The following is a 21,095-nucleotide window of genomic DNA, read 5'->3' as shown; positions in this document are numbered from 1 at the left end:
TACGAATTCACGAAGTTTTCAAAACTATTACAAGAAATTTACATTGAAAGAAGGGGTTATGCTATTTTTATCGAATGTAAGAGGATAGAGTGTCGTATTTTATCGTATTAGAATGAAATAAAACTGTAATAAAATTAGCTATTCAAAATGCTATAATGATAGAGAAAACAAATTTCGATTTAGTAATTATTAGGTGGTTTCGTTAAATGATCCAAATGAAGAATGTTGTAAAAAAGTACCCGAATGGTGTCGTTGCAACAAACGGCATTTCTATAAATATTAGCCAAGGTGAATTTGTCTATGTAGTTGGTCCGAGTGGTGCCGGGAAATCAACTTTTATTAAGTTAATGTATCGAGAAGAAAAGCCAACAGCGGGCGAAGTCATTGTAGCTGGGATTAATTTAACGACATTAAAAAATGCACGTGTACCACATTTACGTCGTCAATTAGGTGTTGTGTTTCAAGATTTTAAGCTTTTACCACGTCTAAGTGTGTATGAAAATGTCGCATTTGCGATGGAAGTAATTGAAGAACATCCAAAGGTGATTCGACAGCGTGTCATGGAAGTGTTAGACCTAGTTGGTTTAAAACATAAGGTGCGCATGTTACCGAGCGAGCTTTCGGGCGGTGAACAACAGCGTGTATCGATTGCGCGCTCCATTGTTAATAAGCCGAAAGTGTTAATCGCAGACGAACCGACTGGAAATCTAGACCCTGAAACGTCGTGGGAAATAATGGATATATTTGAAGAAATTAATCGCCAAGGCACAACAATTGTCATGGCGACACATAACCGTGAAATCGTGAACACAATGCGCAAGCGTGTCATTGCGATTGAGGGCGGGTTAATTGTGCGTGATGAATACGGAGGTGACTACGGCTATGAAGGGTAGAACGTTACGTCGTCATTTTCGTGAAAGCTTTAAATCATTAGGTCGTAATAGTTGGATGACCATTGCGTCAGTTAGTGCAGTCACGGTCACTTTACTGCTCGTTGGTGTGTTTGCCATTATTATGATGAATTTAAATAAAGTCGCAACGGATTTAGAAAATGATGTGGAAATTCGTGTGTTAATCGACATTATGAATGATGAAGAACAAAAGAAGACAGCTGAGGCAGAGCTGATGGCGCAAATTAAAAACTTGCCAGATGTAGCTGAGGTCGTCTATTCACCAAAGGAACAAGAGTTATCAGACTTAATTAAAGATTTTGGTGAGGAACTAAGTTTATTTGAGCAAAATAACCCATTGCACAATGTATTGTATGTAAAGGCGGTGGACCCGCAGCAAACAGCAAATGTCGCTGCGCAAATTGAAAAGTTGGATCATACATATGAGGTATTGTACGGTGAAGGAAAAGTAGAGAAGTTATTTGGCTTTTTAAATATCAGCCGAAATATCGGATTAGTATTAATTTTAGGTTTATTGTTTACGGCAATGTTCTTAATTTCCAATACGATTCGCATTACGATTATTGCGCGTAAAGACGAAATTGAGATTATGAAATTAGTAGGGGCTACCAATTCATTTGTACGTATTCCGTTTGTATTTGAAGGTATGTGGATTGGTCTACTCGGTTCCGTTATCCCAATGGTTGTCGTTTCAATCCTATATTACAACTTATACCATACACTTGCCCCACGTATTCAAGGGAATCTATTAGAGCTCCTTGAAGTGACACCACTTTTATATCAAGTAAATGCATTGCTGATGGGCATTGGTTTACTCATTGGGATTTGGGGAAGCTTTATGTCTGTTCGTAAATTTTTAAAAATTTAGGCCTATGAGAAAGGGGTATTCCCAATTGAAGAATGGAAGTAAAAAGCCTTGGAAATGGCTAGCTGTTTTCATGGCGCTACTATTAATCGTACAAGTCCCTGCTGCATATGCGACATCGCTTTCCGATTTAAAGCAGGAACAGAAAAAATTACAACAAGAAAAAGATGCATTAAATAGTTCCATTAACGAAAAAAGTACAGAAATTAAAACGAACCAAACAAAGCAAGAACAATTATTAGAACAAATTCAAACATTAAATGCGGAAATTAATAAAACAAATAAATCGATTGAACAAGTTGTTGCCGACATTAATCAAGCGAATCAAGAAATTGCAGAATTAGAGAAAGACATTGCAGAATTGCAACGAAAAATTGATGAGCGTAATGCATTATTAGAAGAGCGTGCGCGTGCGATTCAAGTAGGTGGTACAGTGAGCTATTTAGACGTACTATTAGGCGCGAATAGTTTCGTAGATTTCATTGATCGTTTTTCAGCGGTGAGTACGCTAATCGATGCGGATCGTCAAATTATGCGCGATCAAAAAAATGACCAAGAAGCGTTAGAAGAGCAAAAAGTAGCGCTCGAAAATAAGAAAAAGCAACTTGAAGAAAATCAAGCAAAATTAGAATCATTAAAAGCTTCGTTAAATTCTCAAAAAGCAGAGAAAAATAAATTGGTCGATGCGCTGGAAGCAGAACAAGCCAAATTGAAAAATGAAAAGGCATTATTAGAAGAAGAGTATTCTGAGGCATTAGAATTAAGTAAAGACGTTGAAGCGCAAATTCGAAAAGAACAAGCCCGTTTAGCGGAAATTGCGCGCCAACAAGAGGCGAATAAAAACAATGGTGGCGGTGTGTCAGGCAATACACCAGCTGTATCAGCAGGTACTTGGACAACACCAACGACTGGTCGCTTAACATCACCGTTTGGCTGGCGTAATATTGGCTATGGTAACGAGTTCCATTACGGAGTAGATATTGCGAATTCAACAGGTACACCAATTGTTGCAGCCGCTGATGGTGTTGTGTCGTACGCATCGAAATTATCTAGTTATGGTAATGTCATTATGATTACACACTCGATTGATGGCCAAATTTGGACAACGGTGTATGCCCATTTAAATAGCTTTAGTGTAAGTGTTGGCGATTCGGTTTCAAAAGGACAAGTTATCGCTGGCATGGGTAGTACGGGACGTTCGACAGGGCCACATCTACACTTTGAAATGCATACAGGTACATGGGCTGGGGCACGTAAAAACGCTGTTAACCCATTACGCTATATTTCACTGTAATATAGGACCTTTGCGACGAGGATGGTGGCATGTGGATGCGACCACCGCAGGAGCAATATTTCTTAATGGATCATTATTAAGGAGTGAAGGGGGTGTTCTGAAAGTTTCTACTTTCTGGACACCTTCTTTTTTTGCTATGCTAGAAAAGAATTTATAAGGAAATCATCTATTGATATTCGATATAGTGGAGGCAAACGATGAAGAAAAATATAGGGTTAGCTGTCGTGTTAGTCTTAATAGTCATTGCAATTAGTACGTTTATAAAGCAACAAACGGATAAAAATCACAAGATTGCACAAGTGGGCTATGAGGTCAATTTAACACAAGAGGAAGGTTTGCAAAAAGGGCAAATTGCACCAAATTTTACGCTTCAAACATTAACGGGAGAATCGGTGACACTGAGTGATTTAAAAGGAAAAAAAGTCATTTTAAACTTTTGGGCATCTTGGTGTCCGCCGTGTCGTGCAGAAATGCCGCATTTACAAGAATACTACGAAAAAGATGCAGAAGCAGATAATACGATCATTATTGCAGCGAATACGACATACAATGATCAAGGCGCAGACAATGTTCAAAAATTTGTCAATAGCTATGACATCACATTTCCCGTTTTGTTAATGCCAGAAGATAATATTATTAAATTATATGAGGTGCTCACAATCCCCTCGACGCTCATGATTGATACAGACGGACGTATTCAATATTATATTCAAGGGCCACTGGATGAAGAGGCGATTCGGGCGTATATTGCAAAATTAGATTAAACTGACGAATTTCGGCTTTTTGTGTATGTTCTTATCAATCTCTTCATATTTTAAGAGTAGAGGTGAGAAGGATACGAAAAAGTCGACTTTTTTTCTTTTTAGCATTTATTGTGCTGGCTGCTGTCATTTATACATTCGTTCGACAGCAGGTTGTAACAGTGGAAGGTGCTAGTGACTTAGACGTTGTGGAGGAATTGTACACGCTTATTGAAGAGCAGTCCGTGTATGATTTGGACAGCGGAACGATTGTAGAAGGCGCATTACGTGGGATGGCTTCTGCAATTAAAGACCCGTACAGTTCGTATTATTCGAAAGAGGAGGCAGCGATTCAGAAAGCGTCACTTGCTGGTGAAAAAGTCGGAATAGGCGTTGAAATTGCTGAGAAAAACGGAAAGTTTATCGTTATATCACCCGTTAAGTCGTCTCCAGCTGAGAAAGCAGGCATACGACCATATGATGAAATTGTACAAATTAACGATGTGCGGTTAGATGGTAAAACGATTGGGGAAGTAATCAAACTGATGCAAGGAAAAGCAGGAGAAGAAGTAACACTTGTCTTATATCGCCCTAGTATCGAACGTCATATTAAAGTAGCTGTTGAACGAGCAAAAATGGAAAATGATACAGTCGATGCAAAAGTGGTGACAGTAGAGAATGTGCCCATCGGCTATGTAACGATTAGTTTATTTGCAGAGAACACGCTTGAACAATGGTTGCAAGAGGTGTCAAAGCTAATCGAACAAGATGTCCAAGCACTTATTGTAGATGTGCGTGATAATCCAGGTGGCTATTTACATAGTGTGGCGGGCATTATTAGCACAATTGGAGAAGAAGGAAAAGTATTTGCATATATGCAAGATGGAAAAGGGAAGCTAGAGCCTTTAAAAACGGTTAAGCTGGATGAGATTGAAGGCTTAAAGAAGGAAATTCGTAAATTACCGATTGTCATTTTGCAAAATGAAGGTTCTGCATCTGCAAGTGAAGTATTTAGTGCAGCGATGCAAAGTTGGGGGAAAGGGACGCTTGTCGGTGGGAAAAGCTTCGGGAAAGGCACAGTCCAAGAGACGTGGGATTTAGCAAATGGTGGTTCCGTCAAGCTTTCTACAAATAAATGGCTAACACCGAAGGAAACATGGATTAACGGAAAAGGAATAAAGCCCGATGTCGAGGTAGATCAGCATCCTTTATATATGATTGAATTTATACCCGTGCGTGGGAGCTTTGAAGTGGGCGATTTTTCAGAAGAAGTAGCGTACGCGCAAAAAGTATTGCATGCATTTGGCTTCCAAATTGTGCGGCAAGATGGATATTTTGATGAAACCACTCGGGAAGCAGTTGTAGCATTCCGTGAAAAATATGATTTACATGACGGCGATAAATTAGATGAATTATTTTTCGAAAAAATGCAAGAGCAAGTAGCTCTCTATAAGAGCAAAGCAGAAAACGATTTACAACTACAGATGGCGGTTAGCTATGTCATGCATAAGCTAGGTCATTAAATTTCTATACGCAATAAACGATGCATTTGATACAATGACAGTAATGATAGAAATGGTAGGTGGAGTTATGCACATAGACATTTTATTAGAAATACTTCGAGCCATCGGACGATTTTTCATCAACCCAATCGTGTATATGACAATTTTCTTAACAATTTTTTTAGGCTATCGGCGTGTAAAAAAAGAGCGGAAATCATTTAATATACGTATTTTAAGCGGTTGGTCAGAATTGAAAAATAGCATACTTGCTAGTTTGCTTGTATCGTTTATTGTCTCTATAGTGATTATCGCAGTCGGCTTAACGATGACACCGCAATTTTTACTGATTTTAATGGCTGTTACGATGATTGGATTAGTACTCTACACTTTTCACTTATTATCACCGATTGTATTATTTGCGCTCAGTGCAGTAGCGTTAGTGATACTTGGGGTAATAGGTAAGGCATATACAATTGTAGGAGTAGAAATTTCTGGCGTCATTTGGCAAGATGGGACGATTGTGCCGATTTGTATTGTAGCTGGATTATTAGTCATTGCAGAAGGGGTCCTAATCCGAAGATACGGTGCGAGTTTAGCATCGCCTATACTAGAAAAAACGAAACGTGGTTTACAGGCAGTTTCCTATTTCTCAAAACAAGTATGGGTTCTGCCGCTCTTTGTGTTAATTCCTGGGGAAGTTATTCCTTCATACATCCCATATTGGCCACAGTTTACAATTGGTGAGCAAGCATTCGGACTCATGTTATTTCCATTTGTGATCGGGTTCCAGCAACTGACACGTAAAACATTGCCTGTTTATTTTTATCCAAAGCTAGCGAAATCAATCATTTGGCTAGGGAGCATAGTTGTACTCGGCGGCATCGGTGCTTACTTTGTACCAGAAGTGGCGTTTGTTGTGCTTATGCTAGGTGCGCTAATGCGTTTGTTCATTGCGCTACGCTACAAATTACAAGATCGTGATGATGTGTATGCGGTAGCACCTAGTCCAATAGGGGCAACTATTGCGGCGGTTTTACCGAACTCACCTGCTGAGAAAATGGGGTTATTAACTGGTGAAGTAATCAAAAAAGTAAACGGTCGCGAAGTACAAACAGAACGTGAATTGTATGAGGCGCTTCAAGTAAATGCCGCTCATTGTAAACTGGAAGTGCTTGACCATAAAAAAGAGCTTCGCTTAACACAACACGTCGTCCATAGTGATGACCACTATCGAATCGGGTTACTGTTAGCGAGGTAAGCAGAAAGCATCTCTTTATGAGGAGAGGTGCTTTTTTCTGTTTGAATAGTTGTAAGTAGTCAAAATGGGCGTGTATGCGAGCAAAACAACCCCGTATCCGATCAAAACGCAATCGTATCCAGTCAAAATGATAACCGAAACAAAAAACGGCGCGAGAATACGCACCGTTTCGAGTCGTTAAACAAATTGTTTTTTCGTACGCCAACCATTATAAATGATCTCTACTAGTATCGCAGAAGCAAGGGCCGAGACAATGATGGCCCAACCTGTTGAAAGCCATTCTGTCCAATAAAACATACAATTTAAACTAGCTGCAATCAGAGCAAGCATCAATACTTTTCGATTACCACGCATGGATGGTACCAGAAGCCCGATAAACATCGCATATAGGGCGACTGACATCGCGGCTTGTAAAAACATCGGTAAGTTTGCCCCGATCAAATGCCCAACAGCAGTAAAGACAACCCAGCTACTATAAGCAGCTAAATTGACACCAAAGCCAAATGCCATAGGAAGACGTTCTTCCTTTCGCGTAGCGAGAACAGAAAAGGTTTCATCTGTTACCCAAAAAGCGAAAAGTCCCTTCATCCATTTTGGGGCATGCACCATTTTTTCATTGAGCGCGGCAGACATTAAAAAGTGGCGGATATTGACGATCAACGTATTGAGTACGATAACAAGCGGGTCTACCCCTTTAGAAATCAATGTTAAGCTAATATACTGAGAAGCACCTGCATACACAAATATGCTCATGGCAGTTGCTTCTAAAATAGAAAGTCCGGTCGTTTTTGCGAGTAAGCCAAATGTTAAGGCAACAGGAAAATACCCGATAGCAATAGGCATACCAGCTTTTAGACCGGAGAAAAAATGAAGGTCTTTCAATGAATCCATCTCCTTAGATTACACTAGTACTAAACTGTAAATGGCTAATGCTGCGATCGCACCGAGTACGACAAAAATCACATTAGCTCCTGCATAAGCAATGCCAAATGCGGCAACAGCTCCTAATATCCCGAAGAAATAATCGCCTTCTTGGATATAAAAAATAGCTGGAAATATGAGTGCGCCTAAAATGGCAAAAGGAATATTTCGTAAAATGCCAGATAAAAAGGGCGGCAACTCAATCCCCTGTAAAAAGGTTAACGGAATGGCCCTTGGTATATATGTAACAAGTGTCATACCTAAAATCATCCACCAATATGAAATCCCCATGTATTACTCCCCCTTTAGTTGCTTTTTCTTGTTGAAAAGGTTACAAATGAATACAAAAAAGAAACGTGCGAAAACGAAGTGCTGTTATTGTGAATAAAATATAGCGCCTCTGTGCAATGATATTAACAGTGAAACCAAATGTTATGAAAAGGCGTTCTTGTTAATGAATTACACAAGGCGATTTTGTTGTTCGTTTACTAACAAACGATAGAAAAAAGATATTTCAACTATTAACAATGCTTTTGCACGTATTATAATAATATTTAGAAATTTAAGATAGTACAAGAGGGAATTAGATTTGAGGTGGTTTGCATGTTCGATTGGCTGACAATTGAAAACATAGAAGAAGTAGAAAAGTATTATCGAACATTGGGACCGCTTGTCGGAGTGTTGTTACCATTTATTGAATCATTTTTACCGTTTTTACCGCTCGTTGTCATTGTTGTAGCAAATGCCAATGCATTCGGTTTATTTTTTGGATTTATTTTATCATGGCTTGGGACAGTGCTAGGGTCATATGTCGTATTTTTAATTGTTCGGAAATTCGGTAGACATCCGAAGCTACATTTCTTTACGCAAAGTAAACGTGTACAGAAATTGATTACATGGGTCGATATGAACGGATTGAGTCCGCTTTTTGTCCTGTTATGCTTCCCATTTACTCCATCTGTTTTAGTGAATATCGTAGCGGGGCTGTCAAATATTCGGAAGCATTTTTATTTAGTAGCGGTTATATTAGGGAAAATGGTGATGATTTTTGTTATGAGCTTTGTGGGACATGATCTTACCGCGTTAATCCGCAGTCCAATCAAACTAGTGCTAGCAGTTGTGGTCATTTTCCTTTTATGGCTGTTTGGTAAAGCAGTGGAAGTTCGGTTAAATAAAAGAGTAGAAAGAGATTTACGAAATGCAGAGAGGAAAGAGCACGGCGGTGAAGTGTAACCGCCGTGTTTATTTTGGGGAGAAATGGCAAGTAAATTTAAAAACATCGCAGGACTGTTCCATTGTGTGCGAGGTTTTTGTAAGGAAGATAAGAAAGTATAAGTTTTTCTAGTATGAACTTTTTTAATCCACACACGAACATGCATTCTAAGGTACAATAGAAGCAACTATATTTAAGGGGGGATTGCCTTGTCATTACGCATCATTTCGGGGCGTGCAGGTGTAGGAAAAACAACTGCTATCCATCAAGAAATTATTGATGATTTAAAACAGCATCCGTTAGGGCATCCGATTTTTATCATCGTACCAGATCAGATGTCTTTTACAACGGAGCATGATTTAACAAATAAATACGATGTGCGTGGGATTATGCGTGCGCAAGTATTAACATTTAAGCGACTAGCTTGGTTTATTTTGCAGGAGACAGGCGGGATTGCGAAGGAACGGATTGATAGTTTCGGTTATCGCATGTTATTACGCCGTATTTTAGAGGAGCACAAAGAAGAGTTTCAGTTATTCCGACAAGCAGCAGGGAAGCGAGGGTTTACTCAGGAAGTCGAAATGCTACTTCGAGAGTTTAGCCAATACGATATTACGAGTGAATCGATCGTGCTGCTCATTGCGGAATTAGAGCAAGTGAAAGCCTCGCATACATTGATTGCGAAACTGAAAGACTTTCACATTATTTTACGCGAATTAGAAGAACAGATTGGCGATAGTTATGTAGATGGGGAAGGGTTTTATCCTATTTTAGTGGAGCAACTTCAACATTCATCAAAAATAAAAGAAGCGCATATTTACATTGATGGCTTTGTTATGTTTACAAAACGTGAATTGGCGATTGTTCAACAGCTGCTTGCATTAGCAAAGCGTGTCACAATTGTACTGCCATTTGATGATGTAACTGCGGCGACACAACCGGAAGCATTATTCCATCGTGCTGCGTTTTCGTATGACAAATTGATTCAAGAAGCGATGCAACTAGGGGTTGAGGTAGAACCACGTGTGCATTTAGAACATCCATTTCGTTTTACAAATGACGATTTACTGCATATTGAAAAACAGTTTCATGCACCTGTTCCTGTACAAAAACAGGCAACGGGCTACGTGCAAATTATGGAAGGGGCCAATCGCCGCGCGGAGGTGCAAGGGATTGCTCGGGAAATACTTCGCCTCGTGCACGAGGAAGGGATTCGTTATCGTGATATAGGGATTATGTATCGACAAGCGGATGTGTATGATCCGATTATTCAGACGACATTTGCACAGTACGGCATTCCATTTTTCTCGAATGAAAAGCGACCGATGCTCCATCATCCGTTAATTGAGCTTACTCGTTCTGCCCTTGAAGTGATTCAATCGAATTGGCAATATGAACCGATTTTCCGCGGGGTAAAGACTGATTTATTTTTCCCGTTAAATAGCCATATGGATACGATGCGAGAGCATGTAGATCAACTAGAGAATTTTGTTATTGCAAAAGGGATTCAACACAATCGTTGGAAAGAAGATAAGTTCTGGGTGTACAAGCGTTTCCGAACATTAGAAAAATTAGGGACGGTACAAACGTCAGCAGAGGCAGAGATGGAGCAGTTACTTCATCATGCCCGTGATATGATTCGCACCCCACTGCTTGTATTAGAGAAAAAAATAAAAGCGGCCGAAAATGGCTTAGAGCTGGCAAAAGCCATTTATGAATTGATCGATGACTTACAAGTATATGAAAAGCTCCAAGCATTAAAAGAGCAGGAATTAGAAGAGGCTGTATTTGAGTTCGCCAGTGAACATGACCAAGTATGGAACGGTTGGGTCAATGTGTTAGATCAATTTACGCTCATGTTTGGTGATCAACAAATTGCGCTAGAAGATGCGATGCAAGTGTTAGAAGAAGGATTCGATGCGTTAGAGTTTTCAAATATTCCGCCGAGTCTGGATGAAGTAACGGTGGCCACTGTGGAGTTCTCCCGTTTTGATAATATGAACGTCGTATTTGTTATTGGTGTGAATGATGGTGTGTATCCAATGCGTATCGATAAAGAAGGGTTGATTAGTGATGCTGAGCGTGAATACTTTGATGCAATTGACTATGAGCTAGCACCGAACTCTCGCAGTAAATTGCTACAGGAGGCATTTTTAATGTATCGTGCCATGTCTTCACCGACGAATCGACTGTATCTCACATTCCCAAGTGCAGATGAGGAAAGCAAGGGGTTATTGCCATCGCTGTATATTAACCGATTACACAAACTGTTTGAGGTGGATGGTAAGCGGACATTGCCGCATGCGCGTATTTATATTGATCCCATTGAAGAGTTAGAGAAAGAACAGGTTTTGCATTATTTACGCCATCCAAGTCCTGCGGTTGCATACTTAACAATGCAATTAAAACATGCGGAAGTGAACGGGGAATTGGCAGAAGAGTGGGTTGCGCTCCAGGCATTTTATGAGCGTCATCCGACATGGCAGGAAGTATTTTACGATGTCACGAAGCCGCTTTATAAGAAAAATGTGGCGGAAACATTAGTAGATGAAAATACAGCGGCTCTGTACGGGGAGGAATTATCAGCGAGTGTTTCACGTATTGAGCAATTTTTCCGTTGTCCATTTGCTCATTTTACATCGTACGGTCTTCGCTTAGAAGAACGAAATGAATATAAGCTGGAAACCTTTGCAATGGGGGATTTATTCCATGAAGCGCTTCGAATGATTTTAACGAGTCAGGATGAGCCTCCAAAAACATATAGCGAATGTTTACAACAAGCACGTGCGACGGTAGAGCCTTTAGTAGGGGTGTTTTCCTATAGTATTTTAGAAAGTAGTTCGCGTTATATATACATTAAAGAAAAGTTGATTCGTGTTGTGGCGCGTACATTATTTGCCTTAACAGAGCATGCAAAGGTGTCTAAGTTTAAGCCAATTGTACATGAAAAGCCTTTTGGAAAGCGGGATGATAAAGGGGTACAAGAGGAAGAACAAGCATTACCAGCGCTTGAAATTGAACTAGACAACCGACGCAAAATGATTTTACGTGGTCAAATCGACCGGATTGATGCGTATGAAGAAAAAGACGCGGTGTATTTACGCGTTGTCGATTATAAATCATCAAGCCGCGATATTGATTTAAATGAGGTATATCACGGGCTTTCTTTACAATTATTAACGTATTTAGATGTCGCATTAAAAAATGCCTCGTTGTTATTACCAAAAGCAGAGAAAGAGATTATTGTCGCCCCGGCCGGTATGTTATATGTCCATGTGCATGATCCGCTGATTCGTTTAGAGGAAGTGGTGGATGAGCAAATTCGTGAATTAAGCCGTCTGGAAAAGTATCGGATGAACGGACTTGTCACGAGTGATATCGATATTTTAGAGGCGATGGATAGCGACTTGCCGGAAATAAAAAAATCAAATGTTATCCCGGTTTCATTAACATCCAAAGGACTAGGAGCGCACTCAAAAGTCGTCGATGACACAGCGATGCCAGCGTTGCAGCAGTTTGTTATTGAAAAACATAAGGAAGCGGGCAATGAAATCTTTGCTGGGAAGACATCGATTTCCCCATTCCGCTTAAAGAAAAAAGCGGCCTGTGACTATTGTAGTTATAAAGCCGTTTGCCAGTTTGACCCGAGCGATGGTACGCAGGCTTATGAAGATTTGAGCGCGCAAAAGCCAAATCAGATTATTGAAAAAATAAAGAAGGAGTGTGGATTACATGATTCCAACGAAGCCGAGTGAAGCGATGTGGACGGATGAGCAGTGGAAAGCAATATACGCTGAAGGTCAAGATATATTAGTCGCAGCAGCTGCCGGTTCAGGGAAAACAGCGGTGTTAATTGAGCGTCTTATTCAAAAAGTACTTGCCCCAGTAGAGAAACGAATTGATGTAGATCAATTGCTCGTTGTTACATTTACAAACGCTTCCGCAGCTGAAATGCGAAATCGAATGGCAGAAGCACTGGAAAAGGCGATTGCTAACGATCCGCATAATCAGTTTTTACGCCGTCAATTAAGCTTGATCGGTAAAGCACAAATTTCAACACTTCACTCATTCTGTTTAGCCATTTGTCGCCAGTATGCTTATATGATTGACCTTGATCCTGGGTTTCGTATTGCCAGTCAGGATGAGGTAGCGTTACTTCGTGATGACGTATTAGCGCAAGTGTTAGAACGTGCTTACGGAGAAAAAGAAGAAACGTTAACGCAAGAAGAAGTATACCGGTTAGTGGATAGCTTTACGTCTGACCGAAGCGATCAGCAAATTGAAAAACTCATTGAGCAATTGTATGAAATGTCACGTGTACAGCCTGATCAGTATGCATGGCTTCGTACATTGCCAGATGCGTATCATTTAGCAGAAGATGTAACGGTAGATGATTTACCGTTTGTACGAGAACTAAAAAAATCAATTGAGCATACACTCATTGCTGCACATAAAAGTTTGCAAGAGATGCAAAAGTTTGCGACTCCTGCATTTGGCTTAACCGCGTATGCAACGGTGGCAACGGAAGAAGAAGCGTTTGTACGCGTAGCGCTAGAGAAAATGCAATACGGAACATGGCAAGACCTTTACGACCATATGCAAAAAGCCAATTGGGTGCGTATGCCGACGGTGAAAAAAGCGGATAATGCCGACGAATATGCCAAAAAGGTAGCAAAAGATAACCGTGATCGTGCCAAAGACTTAGTTAAAACGATAAAGGAGACATTCTTTGTTCGCAGTCCTGAACATTTAGTCAAAGAAATTTGTGATATGAAACCGATTATCGAAACGCTCGTGGCCTTAACGATTGCTTATAGTGAAGCGTTTAAACAGGCAAAGCTCGAGCGTGGGTTAGTCGACTTCTCCGATTTAGAGCATTATGCGCTCGAAATTTTAACGGAAAAACAGGAAGATGGGCTGACGGCTTCTGCAGTAGCACTTGATTTCCAAGCCCGTTTTAAAGAGGTGCTTGTCGATGAGTACCAGGACGTCAACATGCTACAGGAAACGATTTTACAGCTGGTCAAATCGGGCGGGGAATCGGATGGGAACCTATTTATGGTAGGCGATGTAAAGCAATCGATCTACGCCTTCCGTCTAGCAGAACCGCGTCTATTCCTGCGTAAATATAAAGAGTTCATGCCAAATCCGAATGGGACAGGAATGAAGATTGACTTAAATGCTAACTTCCGAAGCCGTCAAGAAGTATTAAATAGTACGAACTATGTATTTTCGCAAGTGATGGATGAGAAGGTCGGCGAAATTAATTACGATGATAAGGCGGCGTTAAAATTCAGCGCAAGCTATACGCCTGAAAATGTGCCAGTAGAACTAGTCATTTTAGATGAATCGAATACGAATGATACCTCTTATCAAGAGGATGCAACAGAAGAAGAGCAAGAAATAGAAGAGATTGGTCGTGCACAGCAAGAAGCGCGTTATATTATTAAGCGCATTCAGCATATGATTGATTCGGAGTATCCCGTGTATAATCCGAAAACGAAAGAGTCACGCCCGATTCGTTATAGCGATATTGTCATTTTGATGCGCTCGATGAAATGGTCGGCGGATTTAGCAGAGGAATTTAAAGCAGCAGGGATCCCGTTATATGCAGAATCTGCAAAAGGTTATTTTGATGCACTCGAAGTAATGATCATGCTGAATTTATTAAAGGTCATCGATAATCCGTATCAAGATATTCCGTTAGCATCTGTGCTCCGTGCGCCATTTATTGGGCTAAATGAAAATGAATTAGCAGAAATTCGTTTAGCTAAACGCAACGTACCGTATTATGAAGCGTTAAAAAACTATTTAGCTGACGGAGCACAGTCCATGCGTGTGGAGACCCGAAAGAAGCTAGAGCAATTTATGCACCAGCTAAGCGATTGGCGTAGTGCGGCTCGTCGGGGGGCGCTTGCAGATTTAATTTGGGATATTTATTTAAAGACACATTACTACGAAATGGTCGGTGCGATGGCAAATGGGAAGCAACGTCAAGCAAATTTACGTGCGTTACATGACCGTGCCCTTGCCTATGAAAAGACATCGTTCCGCGGGCTGTTTCGTTTCCTTCGTTTTATTGACCGCATGAAATCGCGTGGAGATGATTTAGGCATTGCCAAATCGATTGGTGAAGCGGATGACGTGGTCCGTTTAGTGACGATTCACTCATCGAAAGGGCTGGAGTTCCCAGTTGTTTTTGTCGCAGGGATGTCAAGTAAGTTCAATATGCAAGATTTTAACGGCTCGTATTTGTTCGACCAAGACTTTGGAATGGCCGTAAAAGCGATTGATCCTGAGCACCGCATTGTCTATACATCGCTTCCTTACTTAGCGATGAAAGAGAAGAAAATTGCGAAAATGAAGGCAGAGGAAATGCGTATTCTGTATGTGGCAATGACCCGTGCAAAAGAAAAGCTTATCATGGTCGGCTCTGTGAAAGATTGGGAGAAGACGAAAGAAAAGTGGGAAGCATTGCAGGAGTTGCCGAGCGATGCCATTTTACCAGACTATCTTCGTGCAGGGGCAAGCAATTATTTAGACTGGGTAGGTCCTGCGGTAGCGCGTCACAATGACTTCTTAACGTTATCGATTACAGAAGATGTGCCACAAGCAGAGATGCTCACAGATGCTTTATGGCAAGTGACGGTACTTTCAAATGATAAGTTCCGTGCGAAAAAAGAAGGGGAAGAAGTAGTAGTACAAGAAACAGAAAAGCGAGAGCCAGATGAAATGCTTGTGGAGCTACTAACGAAACGCTTTACAGCTGAATACCCATATCAACAGGCAACGATGAAGAAGTCTAAAACATCTGTATCGGAAATAAAACGTTATGAGGCACTGCAACAGCAAGAAGACGATCAACCAACGCCCCACTTGTTGAAACGTTCTACGACGATGTTAGCGAGACGTCCTCTATTTATGCAGGAAAAGAAAATGTCCAATGCAGAAATCGGTACAGTTGTCCATGCCGTCATGCAGCATGTACCACAACAAGGATTTACGAGTATAGAAGAAGCGAATGCATTTTTACAACAATTAGTGGACCGGGCGATACTACGTGAACAGGAAGCGGCTGTCATGGAGATGGAAGATGTGATGCAATTCTTTGCTTCGTCGATTGGCGAACGCTTTAAACAGGCGACAGCAATGCTACGTGAAGTACCGTTTACATTAAGCCGTGTTGATCAGGATGGTGATGCGCAAATTGTCCAAGGGGTGATTGACTGCCTATTCCGTGATATAGAAGGGCGTTGGGTGTTACTGGATTATAAGACAGATAAAATTCGCCCGCCTTTTGATGTGGAGCCGAAATTAACAGAAGAGATGAGCAATCGCTATCGTGTACAATTATCAATTTATGCAGAAGCGATTGACGTCATTAAGCATATCCAAGTAGATGAGCAAGTGTTGTATTTATATGATATTGGGGAATGTATAAGTATGTAAGTTTTACAGCGTGCTACGATCGTGGCACGCTTTTTCATGGATAACGGGAAAGTATAAGGGTCCGCATAAGAAAGATAGTAATGCACACTATTTGGTGTAAGTGTTGTTTTTCTAATAATAAATTATGTGCCAATTAAACCTTTGTTTTTATTTCTAACATTTATGTGAAGTGAACCTAGTCTCTACGTTTTACGTTTAATCTATTGTAAGATAAAGGATAGTAAAGGAGGTTTTCGATTGAATTTTCAACCAACACAACTAAATGAACGTGTCACCACTATTGATATGATCCGAGGCTTTAGTTTATTAGGAATATTGCTCGTCAATATTTTTGGGTTTTATTTACCGCAACCTTACATTATGCTACAGGATTGGTTTACCGAAGCAATTGATATTATGTGGCATCAGGCGTTAGATATTTATGTGCAAAGTAGCTTTTATCCATTATTTTCGATGTTGTTCGGATATGGTTTAGCAATGCAGTATATGAAGGCACAGCGCGTTGGTACAAACTTTTATAAATTTGCCCCGAAGCGTCTACTCATTTTATTTGTTATAGGGATGCTGCATGCTTTACTTTTATGGTGGGGTGACATCATCGCGATGTATGCTTTTTGTGGATTGTTTGTCATTGCACTTATGCGCAAAAACAGCGGGGTGCTACTAATAATTGCACTCATTTTACAGCTGCTTATGCACAGCCTTTATATATTGCTATTTAGTATGCAAGGCATATTGAATGCAGAAATGACCGAGACAGCAGTCGATATCCAAAAGGTACAAAATGCCATTACCGCTTATGCGACAGGTGGATACATAGATGCGTTTATGCAACGGTTACAGGATTTATCTATGCAGATGAGCTTTTTCATGTGGTTTAGTTCATTATTTATGATTTTACCGTTTATGCTCATGGGGGCCGCTGCAGCGAAATGGCGATTAATCGAACGCGCAAAAGAATTAAAAGGCTTATGGATTACGCTGGCGATCGTGGCAACAGCAGTTGGTTTATTTATTAAAAGTGCACCAACGACATTTTCATATACGTATTTACTGTATTATGTAAAAGTTTATGTAGGTGGACCGATTCTTTCGGTAGGGTATATCGCTATTTTCGTCGTGCTATGTTTCGTTCCAGCTATCGTCAAGGTATTATCACCGCTTGCTAAAATCGGGCGCATGTCGATGACGATGTATATTTTACAATCTGTCATTTGTACGACGATCTTTTATAATTACGGCTTTGGTCTTTACGGGAAAATTGATGTGCCAACAGCTGTGTACATTGCGTTAGGTATTTTTGTTGTACAAGTCATTGTAGCGGAGCTATGGCTATCGAAGTTTAAGCAAGGTCCACTTGAAGCAGCGGTGAAGAAATTAACTTATAGAAAAATGTATTCAGAAAAGTGAGGAAATTTTTAAAGGTTTGATGTATGATGTAGAAAAAAGAAGGAGCGCTTTAACACTATGAAACTATTATCGTTTAAGCTAGACGGAAAAGTAAAATTCGGACCAAAAGTAAAAAAAGAAGAAGCCGTATGGGACGTTTTAAAAATTCAGGAGGAGTTAAATGTTCTCCCATCATTCCCGTCTACGATTATTGACGGTATTTCACTAGGTTTCGACTTTGTAGAAAAGATGCGTAAATTAGTAGAAGCAGCTAAACAAAGCGATGAAGTCGAAGCATTTAAGTATACATTTACAGAAATTGAGTGGCTTGCCCCAATTCCGCGTACACCGAAAAATATTTTGTGTGTCGGAAAAAATTACAATGAGCACGCAGTGGAGATGGGCGCAGACAAAGCACCTGAAAATATTATGATTTTTACGAAATCACCAACAGCGATTGCAGCAGATGGTATGACATTACCAATTCATGCAGATAAGACAGATTCACTCGATTATGAAGGGGAATTAGCAATCGTCATCGGGAAGCGTGGTCAAAATATCCCGAAAGCGATGGCGTATGATTACGTTTTTGGTTATACAATTGGTAATGATCTGTCAGCACGGGATGTTCAATACCGTCACGGTCAGTTCTTCTTAGGGAAAAGTTTAGATGGTACATGCCCACTTGGCCCATATCTTGTATCAAAAGATGAGATTCCAAATCCACAAAACCTTTCGATCGTAACGAAGGTGAACGGGGCATTACGTCAAAATGGTTCAACGAAGGATATGATGTTCTCTGTAGTGGATATTATTTCGATTGTCTCGCAGTATGTCACGCTTGAGCCAGGCGATGTGATTTTAACAGGTACTCCAGTAGGTGTAGGAAAAGGTATGAATCCACCGCAATATTTAAAAGCGGGCGATGAAGTGAAAGTATCCATCGAAGGAATCGGTACGTTAGTAAATCGTTTTGAATAGTTTAGGAGAGAGTCGCTGAAGGGCGGCTCTTTTTTATGGGATAATTTGCGTGGCAAGAGATTTTGCTTGGAGCGGTTTGCTTTTTGCCTGTTTGTGATGTTGTTTTGCTCGTATACATAAATCTTTTGCTCGGATAGATTATTCTTTTGCCCGTATATAATAACGTTTTGCTCATATAGGGACTTCTCTAACTATAGACCTTTTTTTGACACAAATTTCAGCTTACTATATACGTGTCAAAATCGTATTCATTGAATCACATAATCTCACATGGTAGGATATAGCATGTAAAGAAAAGTATGAGGTGGGGACAAGAATGGAATTTTTAACAAGTACAACACACTTACATATTACAACTTGGGTAATAGGATTAATTTTATTTTTCCTAGCAGCTGCAGGTGTTGTAAAATCTAAGGGTGTACACATGGCATTGCGCCTATTTTACGTTTTAATTATTATTTCCGGGGGAGCACTTTACTACGAGTGGGCAATTAACTTCCGTACAGATGAAACAGGCATGGACTATGATATGAAGTTCATGTTTGGTATTTTATTAATCGGTATGATGGAAATGATTTTAGTTCGCCAAAAGAAAAACAAATCAACAACAATCTTCTGGGGACTATTCGTATTATTCCTATTATTGACATTATTCTACGGATTAAAATTACCAATTAACTTTGATCTATTCTAATGAAACGAACGGCTCTGAGAGGATTCTCTCAGGGCTTTTTCTAATGTGGGATTTTTCAGGGTAATTCTTTTAGCAAACATAATAACTTGTGCTATTTTTGATGTGCGCGGAGGTTTTCTAAGTTGTCACTGATTTGACGCATATTGAACTGTTTATTTAGCAAAACTTTATCCATAGGGGCTGAAATTTTGGTAAAATGACGATGGATTGGTTTGAGGGAGAGGATTAATTTGAAATGTAAAAAATGGATTAGTACAGCTGCCGCGAGTATGTTATTGGCAACTAGCTTATTTGCAACCCCTATGCAAGCTGAGGAAACTCGTACCATTGCAGACGAAAGTATATATGATGTGCTAGTAGACCGCTACTTCAACGGTTCTGGCAAAAATGATGAACAGGTAAATACACAAGATCCAACGCAATTTGCGGGTGGAGACTTTATTGGTTTAGTAAGCCGAGGCGATCAGATTATCAAGCTTGACTATACGATTGTATCGATTGGGTCAATTTTTGCGACAGAAAAATACGACGGCTCTATGCCAATCAGTTATACTGCGTTAGAACCTCATTTTGGTACAGCAGAAGAGTTAACAACAGCGGTTGACTATTTCAATGACAACAACATAAAAGTGATGGTGGATTTCCCATTATCGAATGTCAGTGCCAATCATGAATGGACAAACAATACTGATTGGGTGACTTCCACAGCAAATGGGCAGGCGCAATTCGATTTAGCAAATCCAGATGTGCAAGCGGCTTTAAAGGCGGCGCTTGTTGAATTTGTGTCGGCTTATGATTTTGGTGGTGTACGCCTAACAAACATAGACGGTGCGAGTGAAGCGTTTTTAAATGAGCTAATTGCAGCAGTGAAAGCAGTAAATGACACAATCTATGTGATTGCAAATGGTGAGAGCACTGCGAATTTTGATGCTGATTTCCATGAAGATACACATAGTTTATTCAAAGAAGCGTATAAAGATGTGGATTTAATAGCTGAACATGTCACAAAATATGCAACAAGTGGCGATAAACCATCACAGCTATTTATCGATTCGATTTGGACAAATCGTTTTACATATGATGTGATGGAAGGTGGTAATAAGTATCCACCAAACCGCCTACCATTAGCATTGACGGCCACTTTATTAATGCCAGGTGTAGCCGTTACACAGTACGGAACTGAAATTGGTATGAACGGTGAGGTAGGTCCAGAATCACATCAATATTATAATTTTAAAACAGATGAAGAATTAGTGGACGTGATTGCTAATCTTCAATCATTGCGTAATCAATCATGGACTTTACGTAATGGTGAATTTAACATCTTAAAAAACGAAGATGGATTTTTAGCATTTGAGCGCAAATCAGATGAGGAACATTGGATTATTGTCATTAACAATACGAGTGTAACGAATCGGGTAAACTTATCAGCGGATGTAATTGGTGAAGATAAAGAACTGCGCGGCATGTTTGAAAGTGATATTATCCGTGTGAATAAGAACGGTGATTATCCGATTATTTTGGACCGTGAAATGTTTGAAATGTATCAGGTGATTGACAAAACAGGCATTAATATATCCTATATGATCGCATTGGCTGGCGTGTGGATTTTATTTACAGCCTTTATCATTATTATTGTAAAACGTGGACGTAAGCGCCAAGAGTCATAAAAATAAAAACGATTTCGGACCATTATGCCGAAATCGTTTTTTTTGTTTCCTTGTATGCCTAAACATATTGCAAATTTATCAGGTGTGTTGATTATACAAATAATGGTATATTATGAGCGTGCTTTTTAGTGAAATGATTAATAAAAAGGCGCTTGCTCGTTGATTGGAGCGGAGGCGACTTGACTCCTGCAGGAACAGCACGAGCTGA

Annotated in this window: 15 protein-coding genes; 13 read left to right on the top strand and 2 right to left on the bottom strand. The window is 40.1% G+C overall.

Features of this window, described 5'->3' with window-relative positions:
* Positions 1-206 precede the first annotated feature (206 nt).
* The 6 genes from ftsE (at position 207) to AAGS61_RS18900 (ending at position 6,570) form a co-directional block, all read left to right on the top strand.
* A complete protein-coding gene (gene ftsE, locus AAGS61_RS18925; RefSeq protein ID WP_391375615.1) occupies positions 207-893 on the top strand; it encodes a cell division ATP-binding protein FtsE in 687 nt (228 codons plus the stop codon).
* Entirely contained in the window at positions 883-1,779 is an 897-nt protein-coding gene (ftsX, locus tag AAGS61_RS18920; protein ID WP_391375612.1) for a permease-like cell division protein FtsX, read from the top strand. The genes ftsE and ftsX overlap by 11 nt, the downstream gene beginning before the upstream one ends.
* 25 nt (positions 1,780-1,804) lie before the next feature.
* Positions 1,805-3,070, top strand: coding sequence for a murein hydrolase activator EnvC family protein (locus AAGS61_RS18915; protein WP_391375609.1), 1,266 nt, complete (start codon positions 1,805-1,807; stop codon positions 3,068-3,070).
* A 197-nt stretch (positions 3,071-3,267) separates the two neighbouring features.
* Entirely contained in the window at positions 3,268-3,834 is a 567-nt protein-coding gene (locus AAGS61_RS18910) for a TlpA family protein disulfide reductase (protein WP_391375606.1), read from the top strand.
* 62 nt (positions 3,835-3,896) lie between these two features.
* Positions 3,897-5,333: a S41 family peptidase gene (locus AAGS61_RS18905; RefSeq protein ID WP_391375603.1), complete on the top strand. Its 1,437-nt coding sequence runs from the start codon at positions 3,897-3,899 to the stop codon at positions 5,331-5,333.
* A gap of 67 nt (positions 5,334-5,400) precedes the next feature.
* Entirely contained in the window at positions 5,401-6,570 is a 1,170-nt protein-coding gene (locus tag AAGS61_RS18900) for a PDZ domain-containing protein (protein WP_391375601.1), read from the top strand.
* A 177-nt stretch (positions 6,571-6,747) separates the two neighbouring features.
* Here the strand turns inward: AAGS61_RS18900 and AAGS61_RS18895 are convergent, their stop codons facing one another.
* Positions 6,748-7,413 (bottom strand): AzlC family ABC transporter permease, encoded by a 666-nt coding sequence (locus tag AAGS61_RS18895; RefSeq protein WP_391375705.1) that lies wholly within the window; start codon positions 7,411-7,413, stop codon positions 6,748-6,750.
* A gap of 57 nt (positions 7,414-7,470) precedes the next feature.
* Positions 7,471-7,782 (bottom strand): AzlD domain-containing protein, encoded by a 312-nt coding sequence (locus AAGS61_RS18890; protein WP_391375599.1) that lies wholly within the window; start codon positions 7,780-7,782, stop codon positions 7,471-7,473.
* A 312-nt stretch (positions 7,783-8,094) separates the two neighbouring features.
* Here AAGS61_RS18890 and AAGS61_RS18885 point away from each other — a divergent pair, with 312 nt between their 5' ends.
* The 7 genes from AAGS61_RS18885 to AAGS61_RS18855 all read left to right on the top strand — a co-directional run bounded on the left by AAGS61_RS18885 (position 8,095) and on the right by AAGS61_RS18855 (position 20,887).
* Positions 8,095-8,724, top strand: a complete 630-nt coding sequence (locus AAGS61_RS18885) for a TVP38/TMEM64 family protein (RefSeq protein ID WP_391375596.1) — start codon at positions 8,095-8,097, stop codon at positions 8,722-8,724.
* A 189-nt stretch (positions 8,725-8,913) separates the two neighbouring features.
* Complete coding sequence (gene addB, locus AAGS61_RS18880) at positions 8,914-12,459, top strand: helicase-exonuclease AddAB subunit AddB (protein WP_391375593.1); 3,546 nt, start codon at positions 8,914-8,916, stop codon at positions 12,457-12,459.
* Positions 12,428-16,153, top strand: coding sequence for a helicase-exonuclease AddAB subunit AddA (gene addA, locus AAGS61_RS18875; RefSeq protein WP_391375591.1), 3,726 nt, complete (start codon positions 12,428-12,430; stop codon positions 16,151-16,153). The genes addB and addA overlap by 32 nt, the downstream gene beginning before the upstream one ends.
* A 237-nt stretch (positions 16,154-16,390) precedes the next feature.
* Positions 16,391-17,563, top strand: a complete 1,173-nt coding sequence (locus tag AAGS61_RS18870; RefSeq protein WP_391375589.1) for a DUF418 domain-containing protein — start codon at positions 16,391-16,393, stop codon at positions 17,561-17,563.
* A 57-nt stretch (positions 17,564-17,620) separates the two neighbouring features.
* A complete protein-coding gene (locus AAGS61_RS18865) occupies positions 17,621-18,523 on the top strand; it encodes a fumarylacetoacetate hydrolase family protein (protein WP_391375586.1) in 903 nt (300 codons plus the stop codon).
* A 316-nt stretch (positions 18,524-18,839) separates the two neighbouring features.
* Complete coding sequence (locus AAGS61_RS18860; protein WP_391375583.1) at positions 18,840-19,217, top strand: DUF1516 family protein; 378 nt, start codon at positions 18,840-18,842, stop codon at positions 19,215-19,217.
* A gap of 230 nt (positions 19,218-19,447) precedes the next feature.
* Complete coding sequence (locus tag AAGS61_RS18855; protein ID WP_391375581.1) at positions 19,448-20,887, top strand: alpha-amylase family glycosyl hydrolase; 1,440 nt, start codon at positions 19,448-19,450, stop codon at positions 20,885-20,887.
* Positions 20,888-21,095: the final 208 nt, after the last annotated feature.

The organism is Lysinibacillus sp. KU-BSD001 (assembly GCF_042920265.1).
Taxonomy (GTDB): Bacteria; Bacillota; Bacilli; order Bacillales_A; family Planococcaceae; genus Lysinibacillus_B.
The sequence above is the reverse complement of the archived record's forward strand: the minus strand, read 5'-3'. Positions and strand labels throughout refer to the sequence as shown.